The following is a 24184-nucleotide window of genomic DNA, read 5'->3' as shown; positions in this document are numbered from 1 at the left end:
TCCGCGCGTTTGCGGGTGCTCTTTCTCCGGCCCGGAAAAGGTCACTCAGCGTTCATGTACGGGGGAAGGACCGCCCTCTCCCCCGCCACAGCCCCAGCCCCACGTCCACCAGCCCCACCCGCCGCAGCGACGGGACGTCCGTGAGGTCGTGCCACGCGGCCATGTCCGTGGAGCCGCCGATCTCGTGGCGGAGTTCGCCGCCGGTGACGTGGCCCTCGTAGAGGAGGCGGACGGAGTGGTGGTCGATGGCGGGGCGCAGGTGGCGGCGTGGGGTGGGGCGGCGGAGGGAGTCGACGCCGAGGAGACCGGTCACCTCGATGTGGTAGCCGGTCTCCTCGTTGACCTCGCGGCGGACGGTGTCGTAGGGGTCCTCGCCGTGTTCCATGCCGCCGCCCGGCAGGACCCACTCGTGGCCGCCGCCCGCCGCCGGTGAGCGGGCGAGGAGGAGTTGGCCTTGGCGGACGCATATGGCGTAGGCCGCCACCCGCAACGTCTTGCGCACACTGCGGACGCTAGCGCCCGGACTCCGGGTTGGCAGGGGAGAACTGGGGCGCCGACCAGCGGAGCGGAACCGCCGAGGGGGTTTCGATGGCTTTTGTGAGGGTGAAGCGGATCGTTCGGTCGCCGTTCGCCGTGAAGTACGTCTCCGCCTCGCCCGTCAGCTGCAGCGTCGTACCGGTCGTCCAGTCGAGGAACAGGATGCCCGCCCGTGGGTCGGCGGCCAGGTTGCCCAGGGTCAGGAACATGGAGTTGCCCGGGTAGTCGGGCCAGGTGAGTTCGCGGGGCGACGCGGCCCGGACGAAGCCCGGGTTGCCGCCCCGGTGGCTGGCGTCCGCGCCGGTCTCGTGGACGGTGGCCAGGAAGAACGTGTCCGATGCCGCGATGAAGGCGCGCTGTCGTGGTGACAGTCGGGTGCTCACCTCCGGCCTGCCCGGGGTGCGTGTGGGGTCCTCCTCGTAGGTGTCTCTCTTCTGGAGGTACTTCGGGCAGTTGGAGAAGACCTTCTCCGCCCGCACCGCGAAGCCTTCCGGTGTCGGTCGCGCGCGGCCGTTCAGGCGCATGCGGCGGCGGGTGCGGGGGTCCAGGGCGATGGTGCCGACGGGGGTGCCGGGGGTCGCCAGTGCCGCGCGCAACGGGTCCGTGGGGGCCAGAGCCGTCCGCACCGCGATCTGGTCGGGGCCCGTCGCGCGGACGAAGCCCGGGGTGTCCGCGAGCACCGACGACCAGACCTCGCCCGTCGTCGGGTCCGCCGCGCCGAGGACCAGGAAGGGCTGGCGCTCCAGGAAGGCCGCCGCCACCGGCTTGATGCCCGGGCCGATCGAGCGGCCCACGTGGTCGGCCAGCTCGCGGACGCCCACGCGGTCCTGCACCGCGCGGGAGCCCTCGTGGTAGGTCGTGGTCGTCATGGTGTGCGCTCCTAGAAGAAACCGCAGGTCGGGGCCGCGCCACTCGGTGCCGGGGCCTCTTGCGCGCCGCTCGGCGCCGAGATCTCCACCCGCGTGCCGTCCGGGTCGTGGAAGAAGATGCCGCCCGACGCCGCGCCCTCGGCGTGCGCCACGACGCCCTCGTGGGCGAAGGTCGCGCCGGACGCGCGCAGAGCCTGTTCGTACGTCCTGACCTGGTCGATCGAGTCCACCTCCAGGGCGAGGTGGTGCAGGCCCGCGCGGGTGGCGTCGTACGTCCCCTCCGCCTGCTGCCAGAGCGTGAGCACCAGCTTCTCGCCGTCGCCCAGGAAGGCGTACCGGCGGCCTTCCTCCTTGCCCTCGCCGATCAGCACGAAGCCGAGGACGTCCCGGTAGAAGGCGAGGGAGCGGGTGATGTCGGTGACGTTCAGGCCGATGTGGCCGGTGCGGAGGCGGGTCATGGCTGGTCCCTTCGTGATCGGATGACTGCTCTAACCGTTGATCTCGACATTAAAGGTTAGATGAGGCGTGCGTCAACCTGTCACGTACTCTTCAGTGGTTAGTGCGTACGGAAGGAGTCGCCCCCATGTCCCCCCACGACCCCCGCCCTCTCACCGGCGAGCCCCTCTCCCTCGATCTCCTCAACACCCGTTGGATCGAGGACGGGCGCCCGCGGGACCTGCTCGGCGATGTCGACGGGCTCGGGGTCTGGCTGCACGCCAACGGGCTCGACGACGGGCGGTTCGTCGCCGACGACCTCACCCTGCGGCGGACGCTCCAGGCGCGGGACGCGCTGTTGGCCGTGGTGGACGGGTCGCTGGAGGAGGGGGCCGCGCGGGTGGACGCCGTGCTGGGGGAAGGGCGGATTCGCGCCACTCTCACGACCGCGGGCGGCGGGGAGCGTGCCGAGTTCGCGGACGCCTCCTGGGGGCCCGGGTGGCTCGCCGCCCGGAACTACCTGGAGCTGCTCGCCACCGCGCCGGACCGGATCCGGCACTGTGCGCACGAGGCCTGTGTCCTGCACTTCTTCGACACCTCGCGGAACGGGACCCGCCGCTGGTGCTCCATGGCCGCCTGCGGGAACCGGGCCAAGGCGTCACGGCACTACGCCCGCAGCAAGGACAGCTGACCCCCGGCGGGAAGGGGGGTAATCGGGGGCATACGCCGCCCGTCGCCGCATAGCGCACCGGGGGTTTTCCCCATACATCTGTTTCGGTTCGGTCAACTCCTCCCATAAAGCGATCCCTTGAGTAAGGGTGAGCGGTCGTCCGGCATCGCATTCCGGACGCCCACGCTCGCTCCTTTACCTCCAAGGGATGCCGATGACCCACACCCCCCAGCGGGAACCGATACCGGGCGCCAGACGCGTGGCCCGCATCGCCGTGGCCGCAGGTCTGGTCGCCGCGCTCGGCGCGGCCGGGCCGATACCGATGGCCATGGCCGTCGGGGCCGACGACGCGCCCGCCGCCGCCGACCCCGGCGTCAAGGCGGCCCACGACAAGCTCGGTTCCAACGACGCCGAACTGCTCGCCGAGGCCAAGGCGGGCGGCGACAAGTCGGTCACGATGATGATCGCGACCGCGCCCGGCCAGACCGAGCAGGTCGCCGAGCAGCTCGACTCGGTCAAGGGCGGCCTGGTGGGCCGTACCTACGACAAGCTCGGCTATGTCCGGGCCACCGTGCCGACCGGCCAGGCGGACGCGGCCATCGCGGCGGCGGCCAAGCTGCGTTCCGTGCACGGCATCGACCTGCGGGAGGAGATCCCGCTGGACGACCCGACCCCCGCCGGGGACCGGGCCAAGGGGGCGGACAGGGCGCCCACCGCGGGCAGCTACCCCGCGCCCGGCAGGAAGACCCCGGCCGAGAACCCGTACAACCCCTCCTTCGAGACCGGCGCCGTCGACTTCGTCGAGGACCACCCGAAGGCGGACGGCCGGGGCATCACCATCGGCATCCTGGACTCCGGGGTCGACCTCGGGCACCCCGCGCTCCAGAAGACGACGACCGGTGAGCGGAAGATCGTCGACTGGGTGACCGCGACGGACCCGGTCGCCGACGGTGACGGTACCTGGCGGCGTATGACCACCTCGGTCTCCGGGCCGACGTTCTCGATCACGACCACCGCGCTGGGCACGGAGACCTTCAAGGCGCCCGAGGGGGCCTACAAGTTCCAGTACTTCTCCGAGTCCGCCACCACCGGTGGCGACATGGCGGGCGACCTCAACCGCGACGGGGACACCACCGACGTCTGGGGCGTGCTGTACGACGCCGCCGCGGGCACCGTGCGCGTCGACCTCGACGACGACCTCGACTTCACCGACGACGAGGCCATGAAGCCGTACAAGGACGGCTTCCAGACCGGGTACTTCGGGACCGACGACCCGGCCACCGCCATCGCCGAGCGGATTCCGTTCGTCGTCGAGATCCGCAAGGACGTCGTCTACAACGCCGCCGGTGCCAAGGCCGACTACGTCAGCATCGGCGTGATCGAGGGCTCGCACGGCACGCACGTCGCCGGTATCACCGCCGCCAACGGGCTGTTCGGCGGCGAGATGAACGGTGCCGCGCCCGGCGCCAAGCTGGTCTCCTCGCGCGCCTGCACCTGGAGCGGCGGCTGCACCAACGTCGCGCTCACCGAGGGCATGATCGACCTCGTCGTCAACCGCGGCGTCGACATCGTCAACATGTCGATCGGCGGCCTGCCCGCGCTGAACGACGGCAACAACGTGCGCGCGAAGCTGTACACGCGGCTCATCGACGAGTACGGCGTGCAGCTGGTCGTCTCCGCCGGTAACTCCGGGCCCGGCGCCAACACCATCGGCGACCCGTCCCTCGCGGACAAGGTGATCTCCGTCGGCGCCACCATCTCCAAGGAGACCTGGGCCGCCAACTACGGCTCCGCGGTGGAGAAGCCGTACGCCATGATGCCGTTCTCCTCGCGCGGTCCGCGTGAGGACGGCGGGTTCACGCCGACGCTCTCCGCGCCCGGCGCCGCGATCAACACCACCCAGACCTGGTCGCCCGGCGGCCCGGTCGCCGAGGCGGGCTACAGCCTGCCGCCCGGCTACTCCATGCTCCAGGGCACCTCGATGGCCTCCCCGCAGGCCGCCGGTGCCTCCGCGCTGCTGCTGTCCGCGGCCAAGCGCAAGGGCATCGAGCTGACCCCGGCCACCCTGCGCACCGCGCTGACCTCGACCGCCGAGCACATCCCCGGCGTCCAGGCCTACGAGGAGGGCGCGGGCCTCATCGACATCGAGGACGCCTGGGACGCCGTCCTGGACGGCGCCACCGCGCACACGTACACCGTGAAGGCGCCGGTGGACACCGCCATCGAGCAGTACCTGGAGACGCCCGGCTACGGCACCGGCGTCTACGACCGCGAGGGCGGCCTGAAGGCCGGGCAGAAGAAGACGTACGACATCACCCTCACCCGTACCTCCGGCGCCGACCGTGCCATCCGGCACGACCTGGACTTGGAGAACAACGCGGCCGGTACCTTCCGGATCGTCGGCTCCGACGAGGTCGCGCTGCCGCTGAACAAGCCGGTGACGGTGAAGGTGCAGGCCGCGCCGAGGTCCGCCGGGCTCAAGAGCGTGATCCTGGAGGTCGACGACCCGCGTACCGAGGGCGTGGACAAGCAGGTCCTCAACACGGTCGTGGTGTCCGAGCCGCTGAACCACACCTACTCGACGTCCGGTTCGGTGCAGCGCAACAGCACCAAGTCGTACTTCGTGACCGTCCCCGAGGGCGCCAAGACCCTCGAGGTCGCGATCGGCGGACTGAAGGGCAAGAGCCAGACGCGGTTCATCTCCCTGCACCCGTACGGCGTCCCGGTCGACAACACCTCGACCCCGTACTGCTACAACAACTACCTCGACGGCAACGGCTGCAAGCCCGACGTGCGCGCGTACGCCGACCCGCAGCCCGGCGTCTGGGAGATCGAGGTCGAGTCGCGCCGTACGTCGCCGCTGCTCGACAACCCGTACACCCTCGACGTCACCATCCTCGGCGCGGTCTTCGACCCGGCGACGGTGACCGTGCCCGAGGTCAAGGTGGGCACCCCGGCCACCGCGTCCTGGACGGTGACCAACCAGGGCGCCGCGATCGACGGCAGGCTGGCGGGCGGTCCGCTGGGCTCCGCCAAGAGCGAGCGCCCGACCATCGCGCAGGGCCAGACCGTGACCACCACGGTCCAGGTGCCCGAGGGCGCCACCTCCCTGGACGTGGCCATCGGCAACGTCTCCGACGCCGGTGCCGACCTCGACCTGACGGTCCGGGACAGCAGCGGCGCGGTCGTCGCCGAGGACGCCGACGGTGACTCCGAGGAGTCGGTGTCCATTCCGGCCCCGGCCGCCGGTACGTACACCGTCCAGGTCTACGGGTACGGCGTGCCGACCGGCTCCACCGCCTACGACTACCGGGACGTCTTCTACTCCGCCGCCCTCGGCACCGTCACCGTCGACGAGTCGCCGGTGAAGCTGGGCACGGGTGCGACGACGACCGTCACCGGCAGCGTCACGGCCGCCGCCGAGGCCCCCGCCGGGCGGGAGTTCTTCGGGCAGGTCCAGTTGCTCAACGCGCGCGGCACGGTCGCGGGCGTGGGCAATGTGAAGATCGAGAAGGTCACGCCGTAACGCGGCGGTACGGCCTTGGGGCGGGCGTCCTGTGCGGGCGCCCGCCCCTTTCCCGTATCTCCTACTCGCAGTCGATCGTGCGGGAGTCCGGCAGTGCCGCCGTGATCCACGAGCGGTGGTCGGCGATGTCCCGCTCGTCGACGGCCCACATGTCGGGCTCGGCGGCGCCCTTGGGGATGCCGAGCAGTACGTGCTGGCCCTCCCGCAGGCGGGGGTCCACGGCCTCGTCCATGGTGAACGTGGTCTCGTCCGGGCCCCTGTCCGGTTTGTAGGAGCGGGTCACGCTCAGGGTGATGCGGTCCTTGCCCGTCCCGGGCACCGGCAGGACCTCGGTGACCGTGCCCTCGACGACCAGTCGGGCGCAGGCCAGGTAACCGGCCTGGGACTGGGACGCCGCCTCCTCGTCCCCTCCGGCGTCGCCCTTCGAACCGCTGTCGGCCACGCCGCTCCCGGCGCTGTCGTCCGCGCCGCCGCCCGGTGCCTGTACGACCAGCCAGCCCAGGCCCGCGAGGAGACCGGCCGCGCAGGCCACCGCCGCGACACGCAGGGCGAGGACGAAGGGGCGGCGGCGGTTCCGTGGCCGCCCGGGGACGGGGGCGGGGGCGGGGGCCGGGGCGGGGGCGGGGGCGGGGGCGGGGGCCGGGGACGGCTGTGGGGCCGTCGACTCGGTGAGGGTCCGGGCGACGATGTCCAGTTGCTCCCGCAACACCGCCACGTCGGCCGACGCCGACCGGTACGCGGCCATGAAGGCGGCGTCCTCGCGGGCGCCGTCCGGCAGCGGTTCGTCGGTGAGCACGGCCAGCAGGGCGTCGAGGGCCGGGTCCCCACGACCGTCGGAGCCGTCGGAGCCGTCGTAGCCGTCGTGTTCGACGGACACGTCACACCACCTCGTCCTCGTGCAGCCGGGTGCGCAGCGCCCGGACCGCGGTGTGCAGCCTGCTCTTGACCGTGCCCTCCGGGATGCCGAGTTCCTCGGCTATGGAGCGCACCGGCAGATCGGCGTAGAAGCGCAGGACGACGACCTGCCGCTGGGCGTCGGGCAGTTCGTCCAGGCCCTGCGCGACGGCGACGGAGAGCACGCTGGTGTCCTCGCCGGAGGGGTGCTCCAACTGGCGCAGCGAGGCGAGGCGTTCGCCGATGCGCTCCTGCCGCCGCTTGGCGCGGTGCCAGTCGACGGCGAGGTTGGAGGCGACCACGGCCGCCCACGCCGAGACGTCGCGCGGCGCCTCCCGCCCGCTCGCCGCCCGTTCCAGCAGCCGTAGACGAACCTGCTGTACCCCGTCCAGCAGGTCCGCCTGCGGCACTCCGCCCAGCGCGAGCACCGCCCGCACCCGGCGCTCCTGAACAGCGTCCAGCGGGTCGTCCGCGGTACGGTCCGCCCCGTGCCCGCGTTCCGCCCCCTGGCCGCGACGCGCCTTTCTGCGCAGCACAGCCACCCCTCTCCTCGCCGCGTTTCCCCTATGACGCCGGGGCGGTCGGAAACGTTCGGCCGGGGCGGGCGGGAATCTCCGCGTCGCTCGAACCGCGGTCCCCGACCCACCCGCCGGGCCATGCCGGAGGGATGATCTCCACTTCTTCCGACCATCGACTTCACGCCAGCTTCACTGTCACCATGTGCACCATGACGCACATCACCAAAGGCGCCAACACCCCTGTCCCCGCGGCTCCGCTGCGGGTAGTGGTCGGGCGGCGGAAGGTGCCGGGGGCTCCGGTCGTGGATGCCTCGGCGCTGCTGCTCGACGCGACGGGGAAGGTGCGTGGCGACGCCGACCTGGTCTTCTATAACCAGCCCGCCCATCCGTCCGGCGCCGTACGGCACTCCGGCACCGCCGAGGGCGACGGTCAGCTCGCCGAGTGGCTGGAGATAGACCTGCCGGGCGTCGAACCGGCCGTCCAGCGGGTGCTCATCGCCGGTTCCTGTGACGGCGGGGTCTTCGGGCAGGTGCCCGGGCTGTATGTGCAGACGCTGAGCGCCGCCGACGGCGCGGTGGTGGCGCACTACGCGGTGACCGACGCGACGACCGAGACGGCGTTCGTGCTCGGGGAGTTCTACCGGCGCGACGGGCAGTGGAAGTTCCGGGCGGTGGGGCAGGGCTACTCCTCCGGGCTCGCGGGGCTGGCGACGGACTTCGGGATCGTGGTGGGGGAGCCGGTGGACACGCCGGTGCCGACGCCCGTGCCGACGCCCGTGCCCCCGCCGGTCGGCGCGGTGGGGAAGGTGCCGACGCCTCCCCCGCCGCCCACGGCTCCCGCCCCGGCGTTCACCCCGCCCGCGCCCCCGCCTCCCCCGGCGCCCGCGCCCGCACCCGCACCCGCACCCGCACCCGCACCCGCCGCCCCGCAGCCCTTCGGCCCCGACTTCCAGCCCTACACCCAGCGCGGCCGCGGCAACGGTGTCGTCTCCGTCACCGCGCCCCTCCCACCCGGGCACCCGGTGCTCGTGGAGGCCTGGCACCAGGGCTCCGGCTACTTCTCCGCCCACACCCTCAACCGCCGCAACAAGGACGACGAACTCCTCTTCAACAGCACCCTGCGCGACTTCCGTGGCCGCGCCCTCGCCTGGCCCCTGCGGGACCGCCCGCTGCGGCTGCGGATCGAGGCCGACAACGACTGGACGGTGCTGGTGCAGCCGCTGTCGGTGGCCCGCAGGCTGGACGCCGGGACACCGCTCCAGGGGTACGGCCCCGAGATCGTCGCGTACTACGGCACCGCGGCCGACCTGGACGTGGACTTCGCGGGCGACGAGGACGGCGGCGGCTACTTCGCGATCCGCGGCCGGGAGGCGGCGCGGCTGCCCGACCCGGACGAGTACGACCTGCTGGTCAACGACACCGACCCGTTCCGCCAGACCGTGCCGCTGTCCGACGGCCCGCTGCTGCTCGACATGGAGGCCGACGGCCCCTGGCGACTGGCCGCCCGCCCGCTCCCGGTGCTCGACCAGGCCGCCGCCCAGGCCGCCGGGGCGTACTCGGGCCGTGGCGCCAAGACGGTCACCCTGGTCAACCCGGCGCCGGGCCGCCCCGCGCTGCTGGAGTACGCGATCGGCGGCGACGGCGGCCTCTTCGGCCACCGGGTGAGCCTGCTCGACGAGTACGACGACGAGGAGGAGTTCCTCAAGGGCTCCCGGCACGGCGAGCACGGCCGTACCGTGATCTTCCGCAAGGGCGAGGCGCGGCTCCGGCTGAAGCTGGAGGACGTCGGCGACTGGAGCCTGCGGCTGCTGCCCGTCGAGCAGGCGCCCCCGCTCACCGGCCCGGCGGAGGGCCGGGGCAGCGCGGTGTTCCGCTACGACGGTCCGCCCGCGCTGCTCGGTCTGACCCGGACCAGCTCCGACGAGGAGGAACTGATCACCCAGACGATCCAGGCGGACGGCCGGGCGCGGATCTTGGCCGACACCTCGGGGCGGCGGCGCCCGGTGACCGGGCCGGTGTGGGTGTCGCACGCCGGGTACTGCTATGTCCAGGTCGCCACCTCCGACCGCACGGGCTGGCGGATCGAACCGGCACCGCTGTCCGGGGCGCCCGTGCTCGGGGCGCGGGTCGAGGGGCAGGGTTATGGAGTCGTACATCACACCGGGCCGGAGACCGACGTGATGCTCACCCATGAGCCGCGCGGCACGATCGACCTGCCGGTGCTCTGGGAACTGGACGAACGCCTGGAACCGGTGCGCCGGATCAGCACGAGTTCCGGTCTGCAGCGGGTTCCGGGCGGATATCTCCAGATCAGGACGGCGGGCCGGTGGACGCTCGAGCCACGCGGGTGAGGGGCGTAGCGTCTCGGATCCTGGGCAGGTCCGGCTGTGAGGTGCCTTAAGGATTGGACACATCGGCCGGGGTCCACCGCATGATGGAAAGGCCTCGGCCATCCGGCAGGCACACGCAGGTCACACAGGTCACACAGGTCACGCAGTCAGAGGTAGAGGGAGTCACCGTGAGGGTCGGAATCGTCGGAGCCACCGGTCAGGTCGGCACGGTCATGCGCAGGATCCTGGCCGAGCGGGACTTCCCGGTCGACGAGCTGCGGCTGTTCGCCTCGGCCCGTTCGGCGGGGACGGTCCTGGACGGCGTGACGGTGGAGGACGCGTCCACCGCCGACTACACCGGCCTGGACATCGTGCTGTTCTCGGCGGGCGGCGCCACCTCCAAGGCGCTGGCTGAGAAGGTCGCCGCGCAGGGCGCGGTCGTGATCGACAACTCCTCGGCGTGGCGCCGGGACCCGGATGTGCCGCTGGTGGTGGCCGAGGTCAACCCGCACGCCGTCGCGAGCCGCCCCAAGGGCATCATCGCCAACCCGAACTGCACCACGATGGCCGCGATGCCGGTGCTGAAGCCGCTGCACCAGGAGGCGGGGCTGCAGGCGCTGGTCGTCGCCACCTACCAGGCGGTGTCCGGTTCCGGTCTGGCCGGTGTCGAGGAGCTGTTCGAGCAGGTCACGAAGGTGGGCGAGGACGCGCCGAAGCTGGCCCACGACGGGTCGGCGGCGCACTTCCCGGAGCCGCACAAGTACGTCGCGCCGATCGCGTACAACGTGCTGCCGCTGGCGGGCTCGATCGTCGACGACGGTCTGCACGAGACCGACGAGGAGCAGAAGCTGCGCCACGAGTCCCGCAAGATCCTGGAGATCGACGGTCTGAAGGTCTCCGGCACCTGTGTCCGCGTGCCGGTCTTCACCGGCCACTCCCTCCAGGTCAACGCCCGTTTCGCGCGCCCGCTGAGCGTGGAGCGCGCCAAGGAGCTGCTCGCCGGTGCCCCCGGCGTGGCCCTGACGGACGTGCCGACCCCGCTCCAGGCCGCCGGTCAGGACCCGTCGTACGTCGGCCGCATCCGCGCGGACGAGACGGTCGACAACGGCCTCGCGCTGTTCGTCTCCAGCGACAACCTCCGCAAGGGCGCGGCCCTGAACGCCGTACAGGTCGCCGAGCTGGTGGCGGCGGAGCTGACCACGAAGGCGACGGGCGCCACCGCCCAGTAGGCGCGCGCACGAGCGGGGCGGTCACCGGACGCCGGTGACCGCCCTCCTCGTCTGCGCGTATCCCGTCAGCGGCAGGGCGTGGCGCGGTCGCCGGGTGGCGAGGGTGCCGCCCGCGAAGGCGCCGACGACGTCCGCGGCGCCGTAGCCGAGCAGGAGGGCGCCCACCGGGGCGGGGCCGCGGACGCGTCCCAGGCCCGGGCGGACGGAGGTGTACGCGGCGAAGCGGCCGGTGATCAGCGGGGCGACCGCGGGGAGCCCGCGCCGCAGCCTCCTGCCCTTCGAGGTGCACGCTGCCCCGCTCACGCTGTTCGGTTTCCGGCATCCGGAAGCACTCGCCGGGTGACGGCCGCCGTACCCCGAACCCGGGTGACGGCCGCCGCACCCCGAACCCGGGCTACGGCCGCCGTACCTCGTACAGGAAGCACCCGTACTCCACGGCCCGCACATGGACCAGCGCCACACCCGGCTCGGCGAACGCCTCGGCGAAGGCCGCGTCGAACCCGTCGGCGTCATCGACGAGCCGTCCGCCCAGGATGCGGCCGTCGGCGGAGTAGCGGCGGACGACGCGGTGGGCGTTGGTGAAGGGCAGGGCGTCACCGTCCGGGCCCGGACAGTCCTCCGCGTGGATGAAGACGGGGCCCTGTTCGTCGTACGCGCCGGGGTCGGCACCGTGCCCGGCGGCCCAGCGCCGCAGTGGGGCGTAGGAGACGAGGGCGATGTGCTCGCCGGGCGTGCTGCGGCGCAGGCAGCAGCGCAGGGGGGCGCCGCCCTCCGCGTCGGTCACCGGGACGAGGGGGCGTCCGGCGTCGTCGGCGGTGCGGAGTTCCTTGAGGACGGCGGGTTCGACGGGCCGTGCGGTGTAGGTGCTCATGCGCCCCAGCGTGGCCCGCTCGCGCCGCGTTCACCGGCGGGAATAGGACATCGCGTTCCGTGTGGGTCCCGTGGAAGGATGGCGTAACCGACACATAACGAGGAGATGACCGCGTGCCTGGCACAAACCTGACTCGCGAAGAGGCGCAGCAGCGGGCGAAGCTGCTCACCGTTGACTCGTACGAGATCGATCTCGACCTCTCCGGCGCGCAGGAGGGCGACACCTTCCGTTCCGTCACCACGGTCCGTTTCGACGTGGCCGGGAACGGCGGGGAGTCCTTCATCGACCTGGTGGCGCCGACGGTCCACGAGGTGACCCTCAACGGCGACGCGCTCGACCCCGCCGAGGTGTTCGAGGACTCGCGGATCGCGCTGCCGGGCCTGCTGGAGGGCCGTAACATCCTGCGCGTCGTGGCCGACTGCGCGTACACGAACACCGGTGAGGGCCTGCACAAGTTCGTCGACCCGGTCGACCAGCAGGCGTACCTGTACACGCAGTTCGAGGTGCCGGACGCGCGCCGGGTCTTCGCGTCCTTCGAGCAGCCGGACCTGAAGGCGACGTTCCAGTTCACCGTGCGGGCGCCGGAGGGCTGGACGGTCATCTCCAACTCGCCCACCCCGGAGCCGGTCGACTGCGTCTGGGAGTTCGAGCCGACGCCGCGGATCTCGACGTACATCACGGCGCTGATCGTGGGCCCGTACCACAGCGTGCACAGCGTCTACGAGAAGGACGGCCGGACCGTCCCGCTGGGCATCTACTGCCGCCCCTCGCTCGCCGAGTACCTCGACTCGGACGCCATCTTCGAGGTGACCCGGCAGGGCTTCGACTGGTTCCAGGAGAAGTTCGACTACGCCTACCCGTTCAAGAAGTACGACCAGCTGTTCGTGCCGGAGTTCAACGCGGGCGCGATGGAGAACGCGGGCGCGGTCACCTTCCGCGACCAGTACGTCTTCCGGTCCAAGGTGACCGACGCGGCGTACGAGATGCGCGCGGAGACGATCCTGCACGAGCTGGCCCACATGTGGTTCGGCGACCTGGTCACCATGGAGTGGTGGAACGACCTGTGGCTGAACGAGTCGTTCGCCACCTACACCTCCATCGCCTGCCAGGCCGCGGCCCCGGGGTCGCGCTGGCCGCACGCGTGGACGACGTTCGCCAACTCCATGAAGACGTGGGCCTACCGGCAGGACCAGTTGCCGTCCACCCACCCGATCATGGCCGAGATCCGCGACCTCGACGACGTGCTCGTCAACTTCGACGGCATCACGTACGCCAAGGGCGCCTCCGTCCTCAAGCAGCTCGTCTCGTACGTCGGTGAGGACGAGTTCTTCCGCGGCGTACAGGCGTACTTCAAGCGCCACGAGTACGGCAACACGCGCCTGAGCGACCTGCTGACCGCGCTGGAGGAGACGTCCGGCCGCGACCTGAAGACCTGGTCGGGGAAGTGGCTGGAGACGGCGGGCATCAACGTCCTGCGCCCCGAGATCGAGACGGACGCGGAGGGGACCATCACCTCCTTCGCCGTCCGCCAGGAGGCCCCCGCGCTCCCCGTGGGCGCCAAGGGCGAGCCGACGCTGCGCCCGCACCGGATCGCGGTCGGCTTCTACGACCGTGACGAGGCGACCGGCAAGCTGGTGCGCGTCGAGCGGGCCGAGTTGGACGTGGACGGGGAGCGGACGGCCGTGGACGGCCTCGTCGGCAAGCGCCGCCCGGCGGTCGTGCTGCTCAACGACGACGACCTGTCGTACGCGAAGGTCCGACTGGACGAGCAGTCGCTGGCGTACGTCACCGAGCACCTCGGCGACTTCGAGTCCTCCCTCCCCCGCGCGCTGTGCTGGGCGTCGGCGTGGGACATGACGCGGGACGCGGAGCTGGCCACCCGCGACTACCTCTCGCTGGTGCTGTCCGGCATCGGCAAGGAGTCCGACATCGGTGTCGTGCAGTCGCTCCAGCGGCAGGTGAAGCTGGCGATCGACCTGTACGCCGCCCCGGTGGGCCGCGAGGCGCTGCTCACCCGCTGGACCGACGCCACGCTGGCGCATCTGCGGGCGGCTGAGCCCGGTGGCGACCACCAGCTGGCCTGGGCGCGGGCGTTCGCGGCGACGGCCCGGACGCCGGAGCAGCTCGACCTGCTGGAGGGGCTGCTCGACGGCTCCCAGTCGGTCGAGGGCCTGGTCGTCGACACCGAGCTGCGGTGGGCGTTCGTGCAGCGGCTGGCCGCGGTCGGCCGGTTCGACGAGACGGAGATCGCGGGCGAGTACGAGCGGGACAGGACGGCGGCCGGTGAGCGCCACGCCGCGACGGCCCGCGCGGCGCGTCCGACGCCGGGCGCCAAGGCCGAGGCCTGGGCCTCCGTCGTCGAGTCGGACAAGCTGCCGAACGCGGTGCAGGAGGCGGTGATCTCCGGCTTCGTCCAGACCGACCAGCGGGAGCTGCTGGCGCCGTACACGGACAGGTTCTTCGACGCGGTCAAGGACGTCTGGGACTCCCGGTCCCATGAGATGGCGCAGCAGATCGCGGTCGGGCTGTATCCGTCGGTGCAGGTCGCCGAGGAGACGCTGACCAAGACGGACGCCTGGCTGGCGTCCGCGGAGCCGACTCCGGCGCTGCGGCGGCTGGTGTCGGAGTCGCGGGCGGGTGTCGAGCGGGCGCTGAAGGCGCAGGCGGCGGACGCGGCGGCGGAGTAGCCTCCGGCTGCTGGCTGACGGGCGCCCGGTGTCAGGGGGACACCGGGCGCCTTTCGCGTGCCTCGGGGAGCGGGCGCGGGTCGACGACGAGGGGCTGTGGCGCCTTCGCCGGGAGCTGTCCCACGACCGTCGCCCCGAAGGCGAGCGCCATGCCCGCCAGTTGCACCGGGGTGAGCGCCTGCCCGAGGGCGGCCCAGCCGACGACGGCGGCGGTCAGCGGGGAGAGGGGGCCGAGGAAGGTGACCTGGGTGGCGGTGAGGCGGCCGATGCCGCGGAACCAGAGCCAGTAGGCGACGGCCGTGTTGGCCAGCGCGAGGTAGAGGTAGCCGCCGACGGCCCGGCCGTCCAGCGCGGGCGGCGCGCCCTCGGCGAGGAAGGCGACCGGCGCGATCAGCAGGCCGCCCGCGGTGAGCTGCCAGGCGGTGAGGGCGAGCGGGCCGACGCCGTCGGGGCGGCCCCACTTCTTGGTGAGGACCGTTCCGGCGGACATCGACGCCGTGGAGGCCAGCGCCGCGAGCACGCCGAGGGCGTCCAGCGCCCCGGCCGCCCGCAGTACGACGAGACTGACCCCGAACGCCGCCACGACCCCGGTGAGCAGCGCCCGTACGGTGGGCCGCTGCCCCAGCAGCCCCGCGGACAGCCCGACCACGAGCAGCGGGCCCACGGATCCGACGACCGCCGCCATCCCTCCGGGCAGCCGGTACGCGGACAGGAACAGCAGCGGGAAGAACGCCCCGATGTTCAGCGCCCCGAGCACCGCCGCCTTCCCCCACCAGACGCCGCGCGGCAGCACCCGGGCGAACGCCAGCAGCAACAGCCCGGCGGGCAGGGCGCGCAGCATGCCGGTGAAGAGGGGGCGGTCGGGCGGGAGGAACTCGGTGGTGACGGCGTAGGTGGTGCCCCAGGAGACGGGGGCGAGGGCGGTGAGGAGGGTGAAGGCCAGGCGGTTGGGGGTGGTCGGGGGCGTCGGGGAGGTCATGGGCGCACACCTTTCGAGGTAGGCCAGCGCTGATTAGCTTAGTACTAAGCAAGTCACAGTCAAGCAACTCCCTTCCAAGCCACTTGCTTGCAAGGGACCGCCCGCCAGCGGATACTCCCCGCATGGACGCACAGGACCGGGACCCCGTCGACGCGATCATCGACCAGTGGGCGGCCGTACGCCCCGACCTCGACACCCGCGGGATGGAGGTCTTCGGCCGCGTCTACCGGCTCGCGCGCACGATGGGCGACCGGATGGAGAAGGCGTACGCCCGGTTCGGGATCTCCCGCGGTGAGTTCGACGTCCTGGCGACCCTGCGCCGCTCCGGGGAGCCGTACACCCTCTCCCCCCGCCAGCTCTCCGCCACCCTGATGCTCACCACCGGCGGCATGACCGGCCGCCTCGACAAACTCGAACGCGCGGACCTGCTGCGCCGCTCCCCCGACCCCCATGACCGCCGCGGCCTGAAGGTCACCCTCACCGAGCGGGGGCTGGCCGTGGTGGACGAGGCGGTGGGGGCGGGGCTCGCGCTCCAGACGGCGGCGCTGTCCGCCCTCACGCCCGAGAAGGCCGACCAACTGGCCGACCTGCTGCGGGAGTTGCTGGGCGCCACGGCAGCCGACTGACGGCTCCCGGTCAGGCGGTCAGCCGACGTGGGCCGTGAGCGCGGTGTCGATGTCCGTCGGGGCGGCGGAGTCGGACGCCCAGGCCACGTAGCCGTCGGGGCGGACGAGGACGGTCGTGCGGCGGGCGCTCGACCAGTGGGCCACGGTCAGCCGGTTGCGGCGGGCGGCGTTCCTGTCGTCGTAGGCGTCCGGTGTGATCAGGACGAAGCGCCCGCCGCGCAGCGCCTCGTAGAGGCGGGTGCCGTCGGCGAGGGCGACGTCGGGGACGCGGGTGCCGGTGAGGGCGTGGGAGCCGCGGGGGGCGGGGTAGCGGTAGCCGATGCCGGTGAGCTGGCCGAGCATCTTGCGGCGGGCCGGTGCCACGGTGTCGAGGAGGGTGGTGACCGCGGCGCGCAGGGCCAGTGTCCAGGGGGTCTTGGCCATGGCGAGGCGGACCAGGCCGCCGCTGCTGCGCAGGACCGCCTTGCCGACGGGGTGGCGCTCGGCGTGGTAGGTGTCCAGGAGTTCCGGGGCCGCGTGGCCGTTGACCACCTGGGCGAGCTTCCAGCCGAGGTTGGCGGCGTCCTGGAGGCCGGTGTTCATGCCCTGTCCGCCCGCGGGGGTGTGCACGTGCGCGGCGTCACCGGCGAGGAAGACGCGGCCGACGCGGTAGGCGGGCGCCTGGCGTTCGTCGCTGTGGAAGCGGGACATCCAGCGGGCGTCGTGCATGCCGTAGTCGGTGCCCAGCGCCATCCGCGTGATCTCCTTGACCTCCTCCAGGTTCAGGGGCTCGCTGTCGGGGACGTCGCGGCCGCGGTGCCAGCCGACGACGCGGTAGTAGCCGTCACCGAAGGGCGCGATGAAGGCGAAGGCGTCCCCCACGGCGTTGACGGCGAGCAGGGTTTCCGGCTTCTCGGCGAGCAGGACGTCGGCGAGGACCACGGAACGGATGACCGAGTGCCCGGGGAAGGACAGCCCGACGGCCTGGCGTACGGCACTGCGCATGCCGTCCGCGCCGACGACGTACGCCGCCCGCAGGCTCTCCTCCGCGCCGCCGGGGCCACGGAGTCCGACGGTGACCCCGTCGGCGTCCTGGGTCAGCCGGGTCATCTCCGTCTCGTAGCGGAAGTCGACCCCGGCCTCCTCCGCCCGCCGCTTGAGCAGCTTCTCCACCTCGTACTGGGGGGTGATGAGGAGGTGGTTGAAGCGGGAGGGGAGGGATTCCAGCTCGATGGTGAGGCGGCCGAACAGGCGCAGGCGCTGCAGCACCTGACCGGTGGGCTCCAACTCGTCGGCCAGTCCGCGGGCGTCGAGTTGCTCCAGGGTGCGGGCGTGTACGGCGAAGGCCCGGGAGAGGTTGCTGGTCTTCTGCGGGCGCTTCTCGACGAGGGTGACGGGGACTCCGGCGGTGGCCAGGTCTCCGGCGAGGAGGAGGCCGGTGGGGCCGGAGCCGATGACGATCACGGGGGCGGGGTCGGTGTTGGTGCCGGTGCCGGTGCCGGTGGGGCCGGTGGTGCCAGTGGTGCTGGACATGTGCGCCTCCTGGGTGACAGCGACCGCCGGTCAACGCTTGTTGGCCAACGGTTGTGGGTCAACGACCGTTGGCAATGAAGGTAGCGGGCAGCGGGAGATGGGTCAACACTTGTGGGCCCACACTTGTAGGCCTACGCTTGTTGACATGAGCCAAGCGACCACCCCCGCCCCCCGCCGCTCCGACGCCACCCGCACCGCCATCCTCGACGCCGCCCGTGAGCGCTTCGCCGCCGACGGCTACGAGCGCGCCACCATCCGCGCCATCGCCAGGGACGCCAAGATCGACCCCTCGATGGTGATGCGCTACTACGGCAACAAGGAGGGCCTCTTCGCCGCGGCCGTCGCCATCGATCTGCGGATGCCCGACCTCGCCGCCCTGCCCCGCGAGGAGGCCGGACGGGGCCTGGTGGCGCACTTCCTCTCCCAGTGGGAGGAGAACGAGGTGCTCACCGCCCTGCTCAGGGTCGGCATCACGAACGAGGCCGGAGCCGAGCGGATGCAGGGCATCTTCCGCGAGCAGGTGCTGCCGGTCACGCGGCGGATGTGCCCGGACCCGGAGCAGGTGCCCGCGCGGGCCGCGCTCGTCGCGACGCAGCTCCTGGGGCTCGCGCTCACCCGCTACGTCGTACGCATCCCGTCGGCCGAGCAACTGTCCCGCGAGGAGATCGTGGCCTGGCTGGGCCCCACGATCCAGCGGTACCTGACCGCGCCGAGCCCTTGAGACCGCGTAAGGGAGCCGAGCCCTTGGGACCCCGCAAGAGAGCCGAGCCCTTGGGACCCCGCAAGAGAGCCGAGCCCTTGAGACCCCCGCAAGAGAAGGGCACGCAACGAAGGCCCCGTAAAGAAGAACGCGCCGAGGGCGCCGTCCTCACCGTCGTACGACGGCAGGGGCGGCGCCCTCAGCGCGTGAGTGAGCCGGGCCCGGCGGTCAGGCCTTCGCCGTGCTCTTCGTCTTGATGTTCTTGGACGTCACCCGGTGCTTCTCCTGGGACCGGTCCAGAACCATGACCAGACCCGCGATGACCGCGAAGATCGCGATCGGGAGGGCGACATAGAGGCCCAGCGTCTCGATGACGCTCAGGCCCGGGCCGGGGTCGTCGCCGTCGTCGCGGGTGAGCGCGAGCGCGGGGGACGACATGAGCAGCATCATCAGCGTCGTACCGGCAGCCAGGGCGCCGGCGCGCAGGGCGTTCTTCTTGTCCACGGTGCAAAAGTAGCGAACGCCGGTTCAGGCCGCGCGCCCGGGGTGCCGTACGAGCACACCCCGCCCTTCTCAGCCTCCCCGCAGCCCCTCCACCAGCCCGCGCAGCCGCGCCGACTCCGCCAGTTCCTCCAGCGTCACCGGCCGCCCGGCCGCGTCGGCGATCGGCAGCCGCCAGTTCGGGTACTCGTCCCAGGTCCCCGGCAGGTTCTGCGGGCGCCGGTCGCCGATGCCGTCGGGGAGCCAGACGCCGATGAGCCGGGCGGGGGTGCGCAGCAGGAAGCGGTGCACGGCCCGTACCTCGGCCTCCTCGGAGGAGGCGTCGACGCCGCCGCCGGTGCCCCGCAGCAGCCCGAGCCGGGTGAGCAGGCCCAGCCACTCCCCCGTGTCGGCGGCGGCCTCGGCGCGCTCGACCTCCAGAGGGCGGCCGAGCAGGCCGAGGCGGTCGCGGAGTTCGACGTGCTCGCCGGTGAGACGGGCGGCGGTGGGCGGCAGGTCGTGGGTGGTGGCGGTGGCGAGGCAGTCGGCGCGCCAGCGGTCGGGGGGCAGGGGGCGGCCGTCGCCGTCCCAGTCGCGTTCGAACCAGAGTACGGACGTACCGAAGACGCCCCGCTCCCGCAGCGCGCCGCGCACGCCCGGCTCCACCGTGCCCAGGTCCTCGCCGATCACCAGCGCCCCGGCCCGGGAGGCCTCCAGCACCAGGACGGCGAGCATGGCCTGGGCGTCGTAGCGGACGTAGGTGCCCTCGGTGGGGGGCAGGCCCTCGGGGATCCACCAGAGCCGGAAGAGGCCCATGACGTGGTCGATGCGCAGGGCTCCGGCGTAGCGGAACAGGGCGCGCAGGAGGGCGCGGAAGGGGGCGTATCCGGATTCCGCGAGCCGGTCGGGGCGCCAGGGCGGCAGGCCCCAGTCCTGGCCGTGGGCGTTGAAGGCGTCCGGCGGGGCGCCCACCGACATCCCGGCGGCGAAGTGGTCCTGCTGGGCCCAGGCGTCGGCGCCCTCGGGGTGCACGCCCACCGCGAGGTCGTGCACGATCCCGATTGGCATGCCCGCCTCGCGGGCGGTGCGCTGGGCGGCGGTGAGCTGGCTGTCGGTGAGCCAGGCGAGGCGGGAGTGGAAGTCGACGCGGTCCATCAGTTCGGCGCGGGCGCGGGCGGTGGCCGCCGAGCGGGGGTCGCGCAGGCCCTCCGGCCAGGACCGCCAGTCCGGGCCGTGTTCCTCGGCGAAGGCGTACCAGGTGGCGTGGTCCTCCAGGGCCTGCCCCTCGCGGGCGAGGAAGTCGCAGTAGGCGGCGCGGCGGCCGGGTCCGAGCGGAACGGCGCGCAGGATCTCCAGGGCCTCCCGCTTCAGCTCCCACACCGCGTCCCGGTCGATCAGCGCGCCCTTGTCCAGCACGGCCTCCCGCAGCCGCCCGGCGCGCTCCAGCAGCCCGCGCACCCGCTCCCGGTCGGGGTCGGTCAGGTACGCGAACTCGGGCACGTCCTCGACGCGCAGGTGCACCGGGTCGGGGAAGCGGCGCGAGGAGGGGCGATAGGGGGAGGGGTCGGTGGGGTGGCCGGGTACGGCCGCGTGCAGCGGGTTGACCTGCACGAATCCGGCGCCGAGGGCGCGCCCCGCCCAGTTGGTCAGCTCGCCGAGGTCGCCGAGGTCGCCCATGCCCCAGGAGCGCCGGGAGAGCAGGGAGTAGAGCTGGACGAGCAGGCCGTACGAGCGTCCCGTCGGCGTGGGCAGCCGGGCCGGGGCGACGATCAGGTGGGCGTCGGCCGTGCGGCCGTCGGGAGCCTGGGCCGTCAGCCGGTGGACGCCGGGCGGGAGCTGCCCGGCGTCGGCGCGGGTCTCGCCCTGCTCGGTGTCGATCCGCAGCCGGGTGCCGTCCGGCAGCCCGGTGAGGGCGGCGCACCCCTCCCCGGCCCAGCACACCACCGTCGGCGGCAGCAGCCGCTCCGCGTCCCGGCGCCGGGCGGCGAGGGCGGCGCGCACGGCGTCGGGTGTGATCGCGTCGACGCCGAGGGCGCGCAGGGCGCGGGTGACGGCGGTGGCGGAGGCGGCGACCGTGCGGTCCGGGGCGGGGCGGAAGGAGGTCGCCACGCCGTGCAGCTCGGCGAGCCGGGACAGCTCGTCGTCGAGTGGTGGCTCGTGGACGGCTTCGGCCGGGCGGGGCGCGGTCATCTACGGCCTCGTGGAGTCGGCGTCCGGGGCGGCGAGCGGCGGCTCGCTGGTGAGGGGTTCGGCGTCGGGCAGCGGCGGCTCGCTGGTCAGCGGGGCCTCGGAGCAGGGGCCCTCGGCGCTGAAGACGCACAGGTGGGGGGCTTCCGGCTGGGCCGGTACGGCGGGTTCGGCGGACATCTCGAACACGGCGGGTGCGCCGGACGGGTCCGCCGGGCGTTTGGAGAGAGCGTCCATCAGCAGGTGTGCGGATGCGGCCACGGGTTCTCCTCGTCGAGTGGATGGGGTATCCGCAGCCCTACCCAGCGGGCGCGTCCCCAGACGCCCCGATGTCGGACAACGCGCTTCTCGTCAGATTCCACGCCCTCCCGCGCACCTCGGCGCGCTCCCCCAGAGTGGATCAAATGCGACATCACGGCCACCTTCGCCGACGCCCGCGGAATCAGCGTCCGCTCACTATTCACTCAGTACATGTACTCAGTACATACTGATCTCCATGAGCACCCGCCACCTCCTGCTCGGCCTGCTCGCCACCGGTCCCAGCCATGGCTACGACCTCAAGCGACGGCACGACGAACGCTTCCCGCAGGCCCGTCCGCTGGCCTACGGGCAGGTGTACACGACCCTGCAGCGGCTGGTCCGCGACCAGCTGGCCGAGGTCGACGGCACCGACTCCGACGGGGGTCCCGAACGCACGCTCTACCGCGCCACCGAGGCCGGGAGCCGTGAACTGACCCGTTGGGCGGGGGAGATCGCGCCGCCCGTGCCGTTCGTGACGAACGAGATCTTCGCCAAGGTCGTCGTGTCGATCCTGTCCGGCGGTGACGCGGAGGGCTATCTCCGGGCCCAGCGCGCCGCCCACATGGAGCGGATGCGGGAGCTGACGGCGGTCAAGACCGCCCGCGGCGCGGACCTCGCCACCGTGCTCTCGGCGGACTACGCCCTCAACCACCTCGACGCCGACCTCCGTTGGATGACCACGACGGCGGCCCGGCTCATCACCCTGACCGCGGAGGTCGACCCAGCATGACCAACGAAGTGCCGCTGCTCGCGGCCCGCGACCTCGGCAAGGCGCACGGCAGGACACCTGCCCTGCGCGGTGCCTCCGTGGCACTGCGCCCCGGCGAGATCCTCGCCGTCACCGGCCCCAGCGGCAGCGGGAAGTCCACCCTGCTGCACTGCCTGGCGGGCATCGTCCGCCCGGACGAGGGCTCGGTGACCTACGACGGTGAGCGCGTCGACCAACTGCCGGAGAAGCGCCTGAGCGAGCTGCGGCGCACGGAGTTCGGGGTGGTGTTCCAGTTCGGCCAGCTGATCCCGGAGCTGACGGCCGTGGACAACGTGGCGCTGCCGCTGCTGCTGGCCGGGCAGGACCGGGCCGGGGCGCGGGAGCGGGCCGGGGAGTGGCTGGAGCGGTTCGGGGTGCGCGGCCAGGAGGAGCTGCGGCCCGGTGAGCTGAGCGGCGGCCAGGTCCAGCGGGTGGCGCTCGCGCGGGCGCTGGTGACCGGCCCGAGGGTGGTCTTCGCGGACGAGCCGACCGGCGCGCTGGACTCGCTCGCCGGGGAGCAGGTGATGACGGCGCTGGCGCACACGGCCCGCGAGTCCGGCACGGCCGTCCTGCTGATCACGCATGACGCGCGGGTGGCGGCGTACGCGGACCGCGAGGTCACGCTGCACGACGGCACGGTCACCGGCGCCGGGAACCCGGCCGTCGTGGAGGGGGAGCGGTGACCGGCGACCTCCGGCTCGCCCGGCACCTGCTGCTGGGCTCCGACCGGCGCGAGTGGTGGCGGATCGCGCGCACGGCGCTGGGCGCGCTGCTGGCGACGGTTCTCGCGCTGGCGGCGGTGACGCTCGCCTCGCTGGACGGGCAGTACCGCGTGTCCCTCGGCAACGGCCTGCTGGACCGCCCCGGCGAGCGCTCCGGAGTGGTCGTCGCGCTGCTCCTGCTCCTGCTCCCGGTGTTCGGCTTCCTCGGCCAGTGCGCGCGGATCGGCGCGGTCCACCGGGACCGGCGGCTGGCCGGGCTGCGCCTCGCGGGCGCCACGCCCTGGCAGGTGCGCCGGATCGCCGGGTACGAGACGGGGCTGACGTGCCTGGTGGGCTCGGCGGTCGGGACGGTGTTCTCCGTACTCGTCCTGCTGCTGCTCTGGAGCGGGCCGACGGCCCTGACCTGGGCGGGGATCACGGCGACGGCGGTGGCGGTGCCGGTGGTGGGAGCCCTGGTGAGCGTGCTGGCGCTGCGCCGTGTCATCGCCTCACCGCTGGGTCTGGTGCGGCGGGTGCGCCCGCAGCCGCGCCCGGGGCTGCTGTTCCTGCTGGCGGTGCTGCTGGTGCTGGGGACGGCGCTGGGCGCGTACGCCACGACGAGCGACGGTCCGAACGGCCGGGGCACCGCGAGCGGTCCGCTGCTGGTGCTCGCCCTGCTGGTGCTGACCGGGACGGCCGCGCTGTGGCTGGGCGGCGCCACGTCACGCCTGACCGGCCGTCTGCTGGCGGCGCGCACGAGCCGTCCGGCCGTGCTGATCGCGGCGGAGCGCCTGCGTGACGACCCCTGGGCGGCGGCCCGCAGCCACGCGGCGCTCCTGCTGGTCACCCTGACCGGGACGGCGTACATGGGCGTCCGGCACACGCTGCTCCAGGTCCTGGACTCGCAGAAGCGGCTGGGCGAGGACAGGTCCTTCTACACCACGGGCCTGGACCTGACCGGGGCGGCGGTGGGCATGGCCCTGCTGATCACCCTGTCCGCGCTCGCCGTGAGCACCGCCGAATCCCTGGCCACCCGACGCCGGGCGCTCGCCGCCCAGGCCGCCGCGGGTGTCCCGCACGGGGTGCTGGGCCGGGCACTCCTGCTGGAGACCGCCCTGCCCCTGGCACCGGCGATCCTCCTCGCGGGCCTGGGCGGCATGGCGATCGGTACGGGCTACGCGGGCCTCACCGACGACACGACCACCTGGTCCGTCCCCTGGTCGGCGCTGCTGATCCCGCTCGCCGTGTACGCGACGGCGCTCCTGGCCGCCGCCACGGCCCTGCCCCTGCTGCACCGCTCGGTGCGCGCCGAGGAGCTGCGGCACGCGTGAGCGACGCGGGGCCGGAACGGACGGCGGATCGTCCCGGCCCGCGCGGGGCATGCG

The 24184-nt window shown here is 72.9% G+C and carries 22 protein-coding genes; 10 read left to right on the top strand and 12 right to left on the bottom strand.

Features of this window, described 5'->3' with window-relative positions:
• Positions 1–52: 52 nt before the first annotated feature.
• The 3 genes from ACFVQG_RS13515 to ACFVQG_RS13505 are packed head-to-tail and all read right to left on the bottom strand — an operon-like array spanning position 53 to position 1864.
• Positions 53–502 (bottom strand): NUDIX hydrolase, encoded by a 450-nt coding sequence (locus tag ACFVQG_RS13515; RefSeq protein WP_383380876.1) that lies wholly within the window; start codon positions 500–502, stop codon positions 53–55.
• A gap of 10 nt (positions 503–512) precedes the next feature.
• Entirely contained in the window at positions 513–1406 is an 894-nt protein-coding gene (locus ACFVQG_RS13510) for a pyridoxamine 5'-phosphate oxidase family protein (protein WP_383380873.1), read from the bottom strand.
• 11 nt (positions 1407–1417) lie between these two features.
• A complete protein-coding gene (locus ACFVQG_RS13505) occupies positions 1418–1864 on the bottom strand; it encodes a VOC family protein (protein ID WP_383380870.1) in 447 nt (148 codons plus the stop codon).
• 125 nt (positions 1865–1989) lie between these two features.
• On the opposite strand from ACFVQG_RS13505, the gene ACFVQG_RS13500 reads away from it, so the two are divergent.
• Both ACFVQG_RS13500 and ACFVQG_RS13495 read left to right on the top strand, forming a co-directional pair.
• Positions 1990–2532, top strand: coding sequence for a CGNR zinc finger domain-containing protein (locus ACFVQG_RS13500; protein WP_383380867.1), 543 nt, complete (start codon positions 1990–1992; stop codon positions 2530–2532).
• A 193-nt stretch (positions 2533–2725) separates the two neighbouring features.
• Positions 2726–6037: a S8 family serine peptidase gene (locus ACFVQG_RS13495; protein ID WP_383380864.1), complete on the top strand. Its 3312-nt coding sequence runs from the start codon at positions 2726–2728 to the stop codon at positions 6035–6037.
• Between the two features lie 61 nt (positions 6038–6098).
• Here the strand turns inward: ACFVQG_RS13495 and ACFVQG_RS13490 are convergent, their stop codons facing one another.
• On the bottom strand, positions 6099–6914 hold the full coding sequence (locus ACFVQG_RS13490) for a hypothetical protein (protein WP_383380861.1): 816 nt from the start codon (positions 6912–6914) through the stop codon (positions 6099–6101).
• A 1-nt stretch (position 6915) separates the two neighbouring features.
• A complete protein-coding gene (locus ACFVQG_RS13485) occupies positions 6916–7473 on the bottom strand; it encodes an RNA polymerase sigma factor (protein WP_383380858.1) in 558 nt (185 codons plus the stop codon).
• A 185-nt stretch (positions 7474–7658) separates the two neighbouring features.
• On the opposite strand from ACFVQG_RS13485, the gene ACFVQG_RS13480 reads away from it, so the two are divergent.
• Together ACFVQG_RS13480 and ACFVQG_RS13475 are read left to right on the top strand one after the other, a co-directional pair.
• A complete protein-coding gene (locus ACFVQG_RS13480) occupies positions 7659–9800 on the top strand; it encodes a TerD family protein (RefSeq protein WP_383380855.1) in 2142 nt (713 codons plus the stop codon).
• A gap of 167 nt (positions 9801–9967) precedes the next feature.
• Complete coding sequence (locus ACFVQG_RS13475) at positions 9968–11008, top strand: aspartate-semialdehyde dehydrogenase (RefSeq protein WP_383380852.1); 1041 nt, start codon at positions 9968–9970, stop codon at positions 11006–11008.
• Between the two features lie 21 nt (positions 11009–11029).
• Here ACFVQG_RS13475 and ACFVQG_RS13470 read toward each other — a convergent pair whose 3' ends face one another.
• Entirely contained in the window at positions 11030–11311 is a 282-nt protein-coding gene (locus ACFVQG_RS13470; RefSeq protein WP_383380849.1) for a hypothetical protein, read from the bottom strand.
• 91 nt (positions 11312–11402) lie between these two features.
• Positions 11403–11879, bottom strand: coding sequence for a DUF1203 domain-containing protein (locus ACFVQG_RS13465; protein WP_383380846.1), 477 nt, complete (start codon positions 11877–11879; stop codon positions 11403–11405).
• Between the two features lie 113 nt (positions 11880–11992).
• Between ACFVQG_RS13465 and pepN the strand changes: the two genes are divergently transcribed.
• Positions 11993–14566, top strand: a complete 2574-nt coding sequence (gene pepN / locus ACFVQG_RS13460; RefSeq protein WP_383380843.1) for an aminopeptidase N — start codon at positions 11993–11995, stop codon at positions 14564–14566.
• A gap of 31 nt (positions 14567–14597) precedes the next feature.
• Here pepN and ACFVQG_RS13455 read toward each other — a convergent pair whose 3' ends face one another.
• The gene (locus ACFVQG_RS13455; RefSeq protein ID WP_383380840.1) at positions 14598–15545 is read right to left on the bottom strand and encodes an EamA family transporter; all 948 of its coding nucleotides are present in this window, start codon (positions 15543–15545) and stop codon (positions 14598–14600) included.
• A gap of 122 nt (positions 15546–15667) precedes the next feature.
• Here ACFVQG_RS13455 and ACFVQG_RS13450 point away from each other — a divergent pair, with 122 nt between their 5' ends.
• On the top strand, positions 15668–16171 hold the full coding sequence (locus tag ACFVQG_RS13450) for a MarR family winged helix-turn-helix transcriptional regulator (RefSeq protein ID WP_383380836.1): 504 nt from the start codon (positions 15668–15670) through the stop codon (positions 16169–16171).
• An 18-nt stretch (positions 16172–16189) separates the two neighbouring features.
• Here the strand turns inward: ACFVQG_RS13450 and ACFVQG_RS13445 are convergent, their stop codons facing one another.
• Positions 16190–17683, bottom strand: coding sequence for an FAD-dependent monooxygenase (locus tag ACFVQG_RS13445; RefSeq protein ID WP_383380833.1), 1494 nt, complete (start codon positions 17681–17683; stop codon positions 16190–16192).
• A 145-nt stretch (positions 17684–17828) separates the two neighbouring features.
• Between ACFVQG_RS13445 and ACFVQG_RS13440 the strand changes: the two genes are divergently transcribed.
• On the top strand, positions 17829–18404 hold the full coding sequence (locus ACFVQG_RS13440; protein ID WP_383380828.1) for a TetR family transcriptional regulator: 576 nt from the start codon (positions 17829–17831) through the stop codon (positions 18402–18404).
• A gap of 207 nt (positions 18405–18611) precedes the next feature.
• Here ACFVQG_RS13440 and ACFVQG_RS13435 read toward each other — a convergent pair whose 3' ends face one another.
• From ACFVQG_RS13435 to ACFVQG_RS13425, 3 genes are all read right to left on the bottom strand, one after another.
• Positions 18612–18887, bottom strand: coding sequence for a hypothetical protein (locus tag ACFVQG_RS13435; protein ID WP_383380824.1), 276 nt, complete (start codon positions 18885–18887; stop codon positions 18612–18614).
• A 69-nt stretch (positions 18888–18956) separates the two neighbouring features.
• Positions 18957–21053, bottom strand: coding sequence for a 4-alpha-glucanotransferase (gene malQ / locus ACFVQG_RS13430; protein WP_383380821.1), 2097 nt, complete (start codon positions 21051–21053; stop codon positions 18957–18959).
• Positions 21054–21311, bottom strand: a complete 258-nt coding sequence (locus ACFVQG_RS13425; protein ID WP_383380819.1) for a hypothetical protein — start codon at positions 21309–21311, stop codon at positions 21054–21056.
• A 235-nt stretch (positions 21312–21546) separates the two neighbouring features.
• Between ACFVQG_RS13425 and ACFVQG_RS13420 the strand changes: the two genes are divergently transcribed.
• Genes ACFVQG_RS13420 through ACFVQG_RS13410 form a run of 3 tightly spaced genes read left to right on the top strand, consistent with a single transcriptional unit; the run spans position 21547 to position 24130 of the window.
• Positions 21547–22080, top strand: coding sequence for a PadR family transcriptional regulator (locus ACFVQG_RS13420; protein WP_383380816.1), 534 nt, complete (start codon positions 21547–21549; stop codon positions 22078–22080).
• Positions 22077–22781: an ABC transporter ATP-binding protein gene (locus tag ACFVQG_RS13415; protein ID WP_383380813.1), complete on the top strand. Its 705-nt coding sequence runs from the start codon at positions 22077–22079 to the stop codon at positions 22779–22781. Before ACFVQG_RS13420 ends, ACFVQG_RS13415 begins: the two co-directional genes overlap by 4 nt.
• Positions 22778–24130 carry an ABC transporter permease gene (locus tag ACFVQG_RS13410; protein WP_383380810.1) on the top strand — a complete coding sequence of 451 codons (1353 nt, stop codon included), beginning with the start codon at positions 22778–22780 and terminating at the stop codon, positions 24128–24130. The genes ACFVQG_RS13415 and ACFVQG_RS13410 overlap by 4 nt, the downstream gene beginning before the upstream one ends.
• The last annotated feature ends 54 nt before the right edge of the window (positions 24131–24184 follow it).

It is taken from the genome of Streptomyces sp. NPDC057877 (genome assembly GCF_042796855.1).
Taxonomy (GTDB): Bacteria; Actinomycetota; Actinomycetes; order Streptomycetales; family Streptomycetaceae; genus Streptomyces.
The sequence above is the reverse complement of the archived record's forward strand: the minus strand, read 5'-3'. Positions and strand labels throughout refer to the sequence as shown.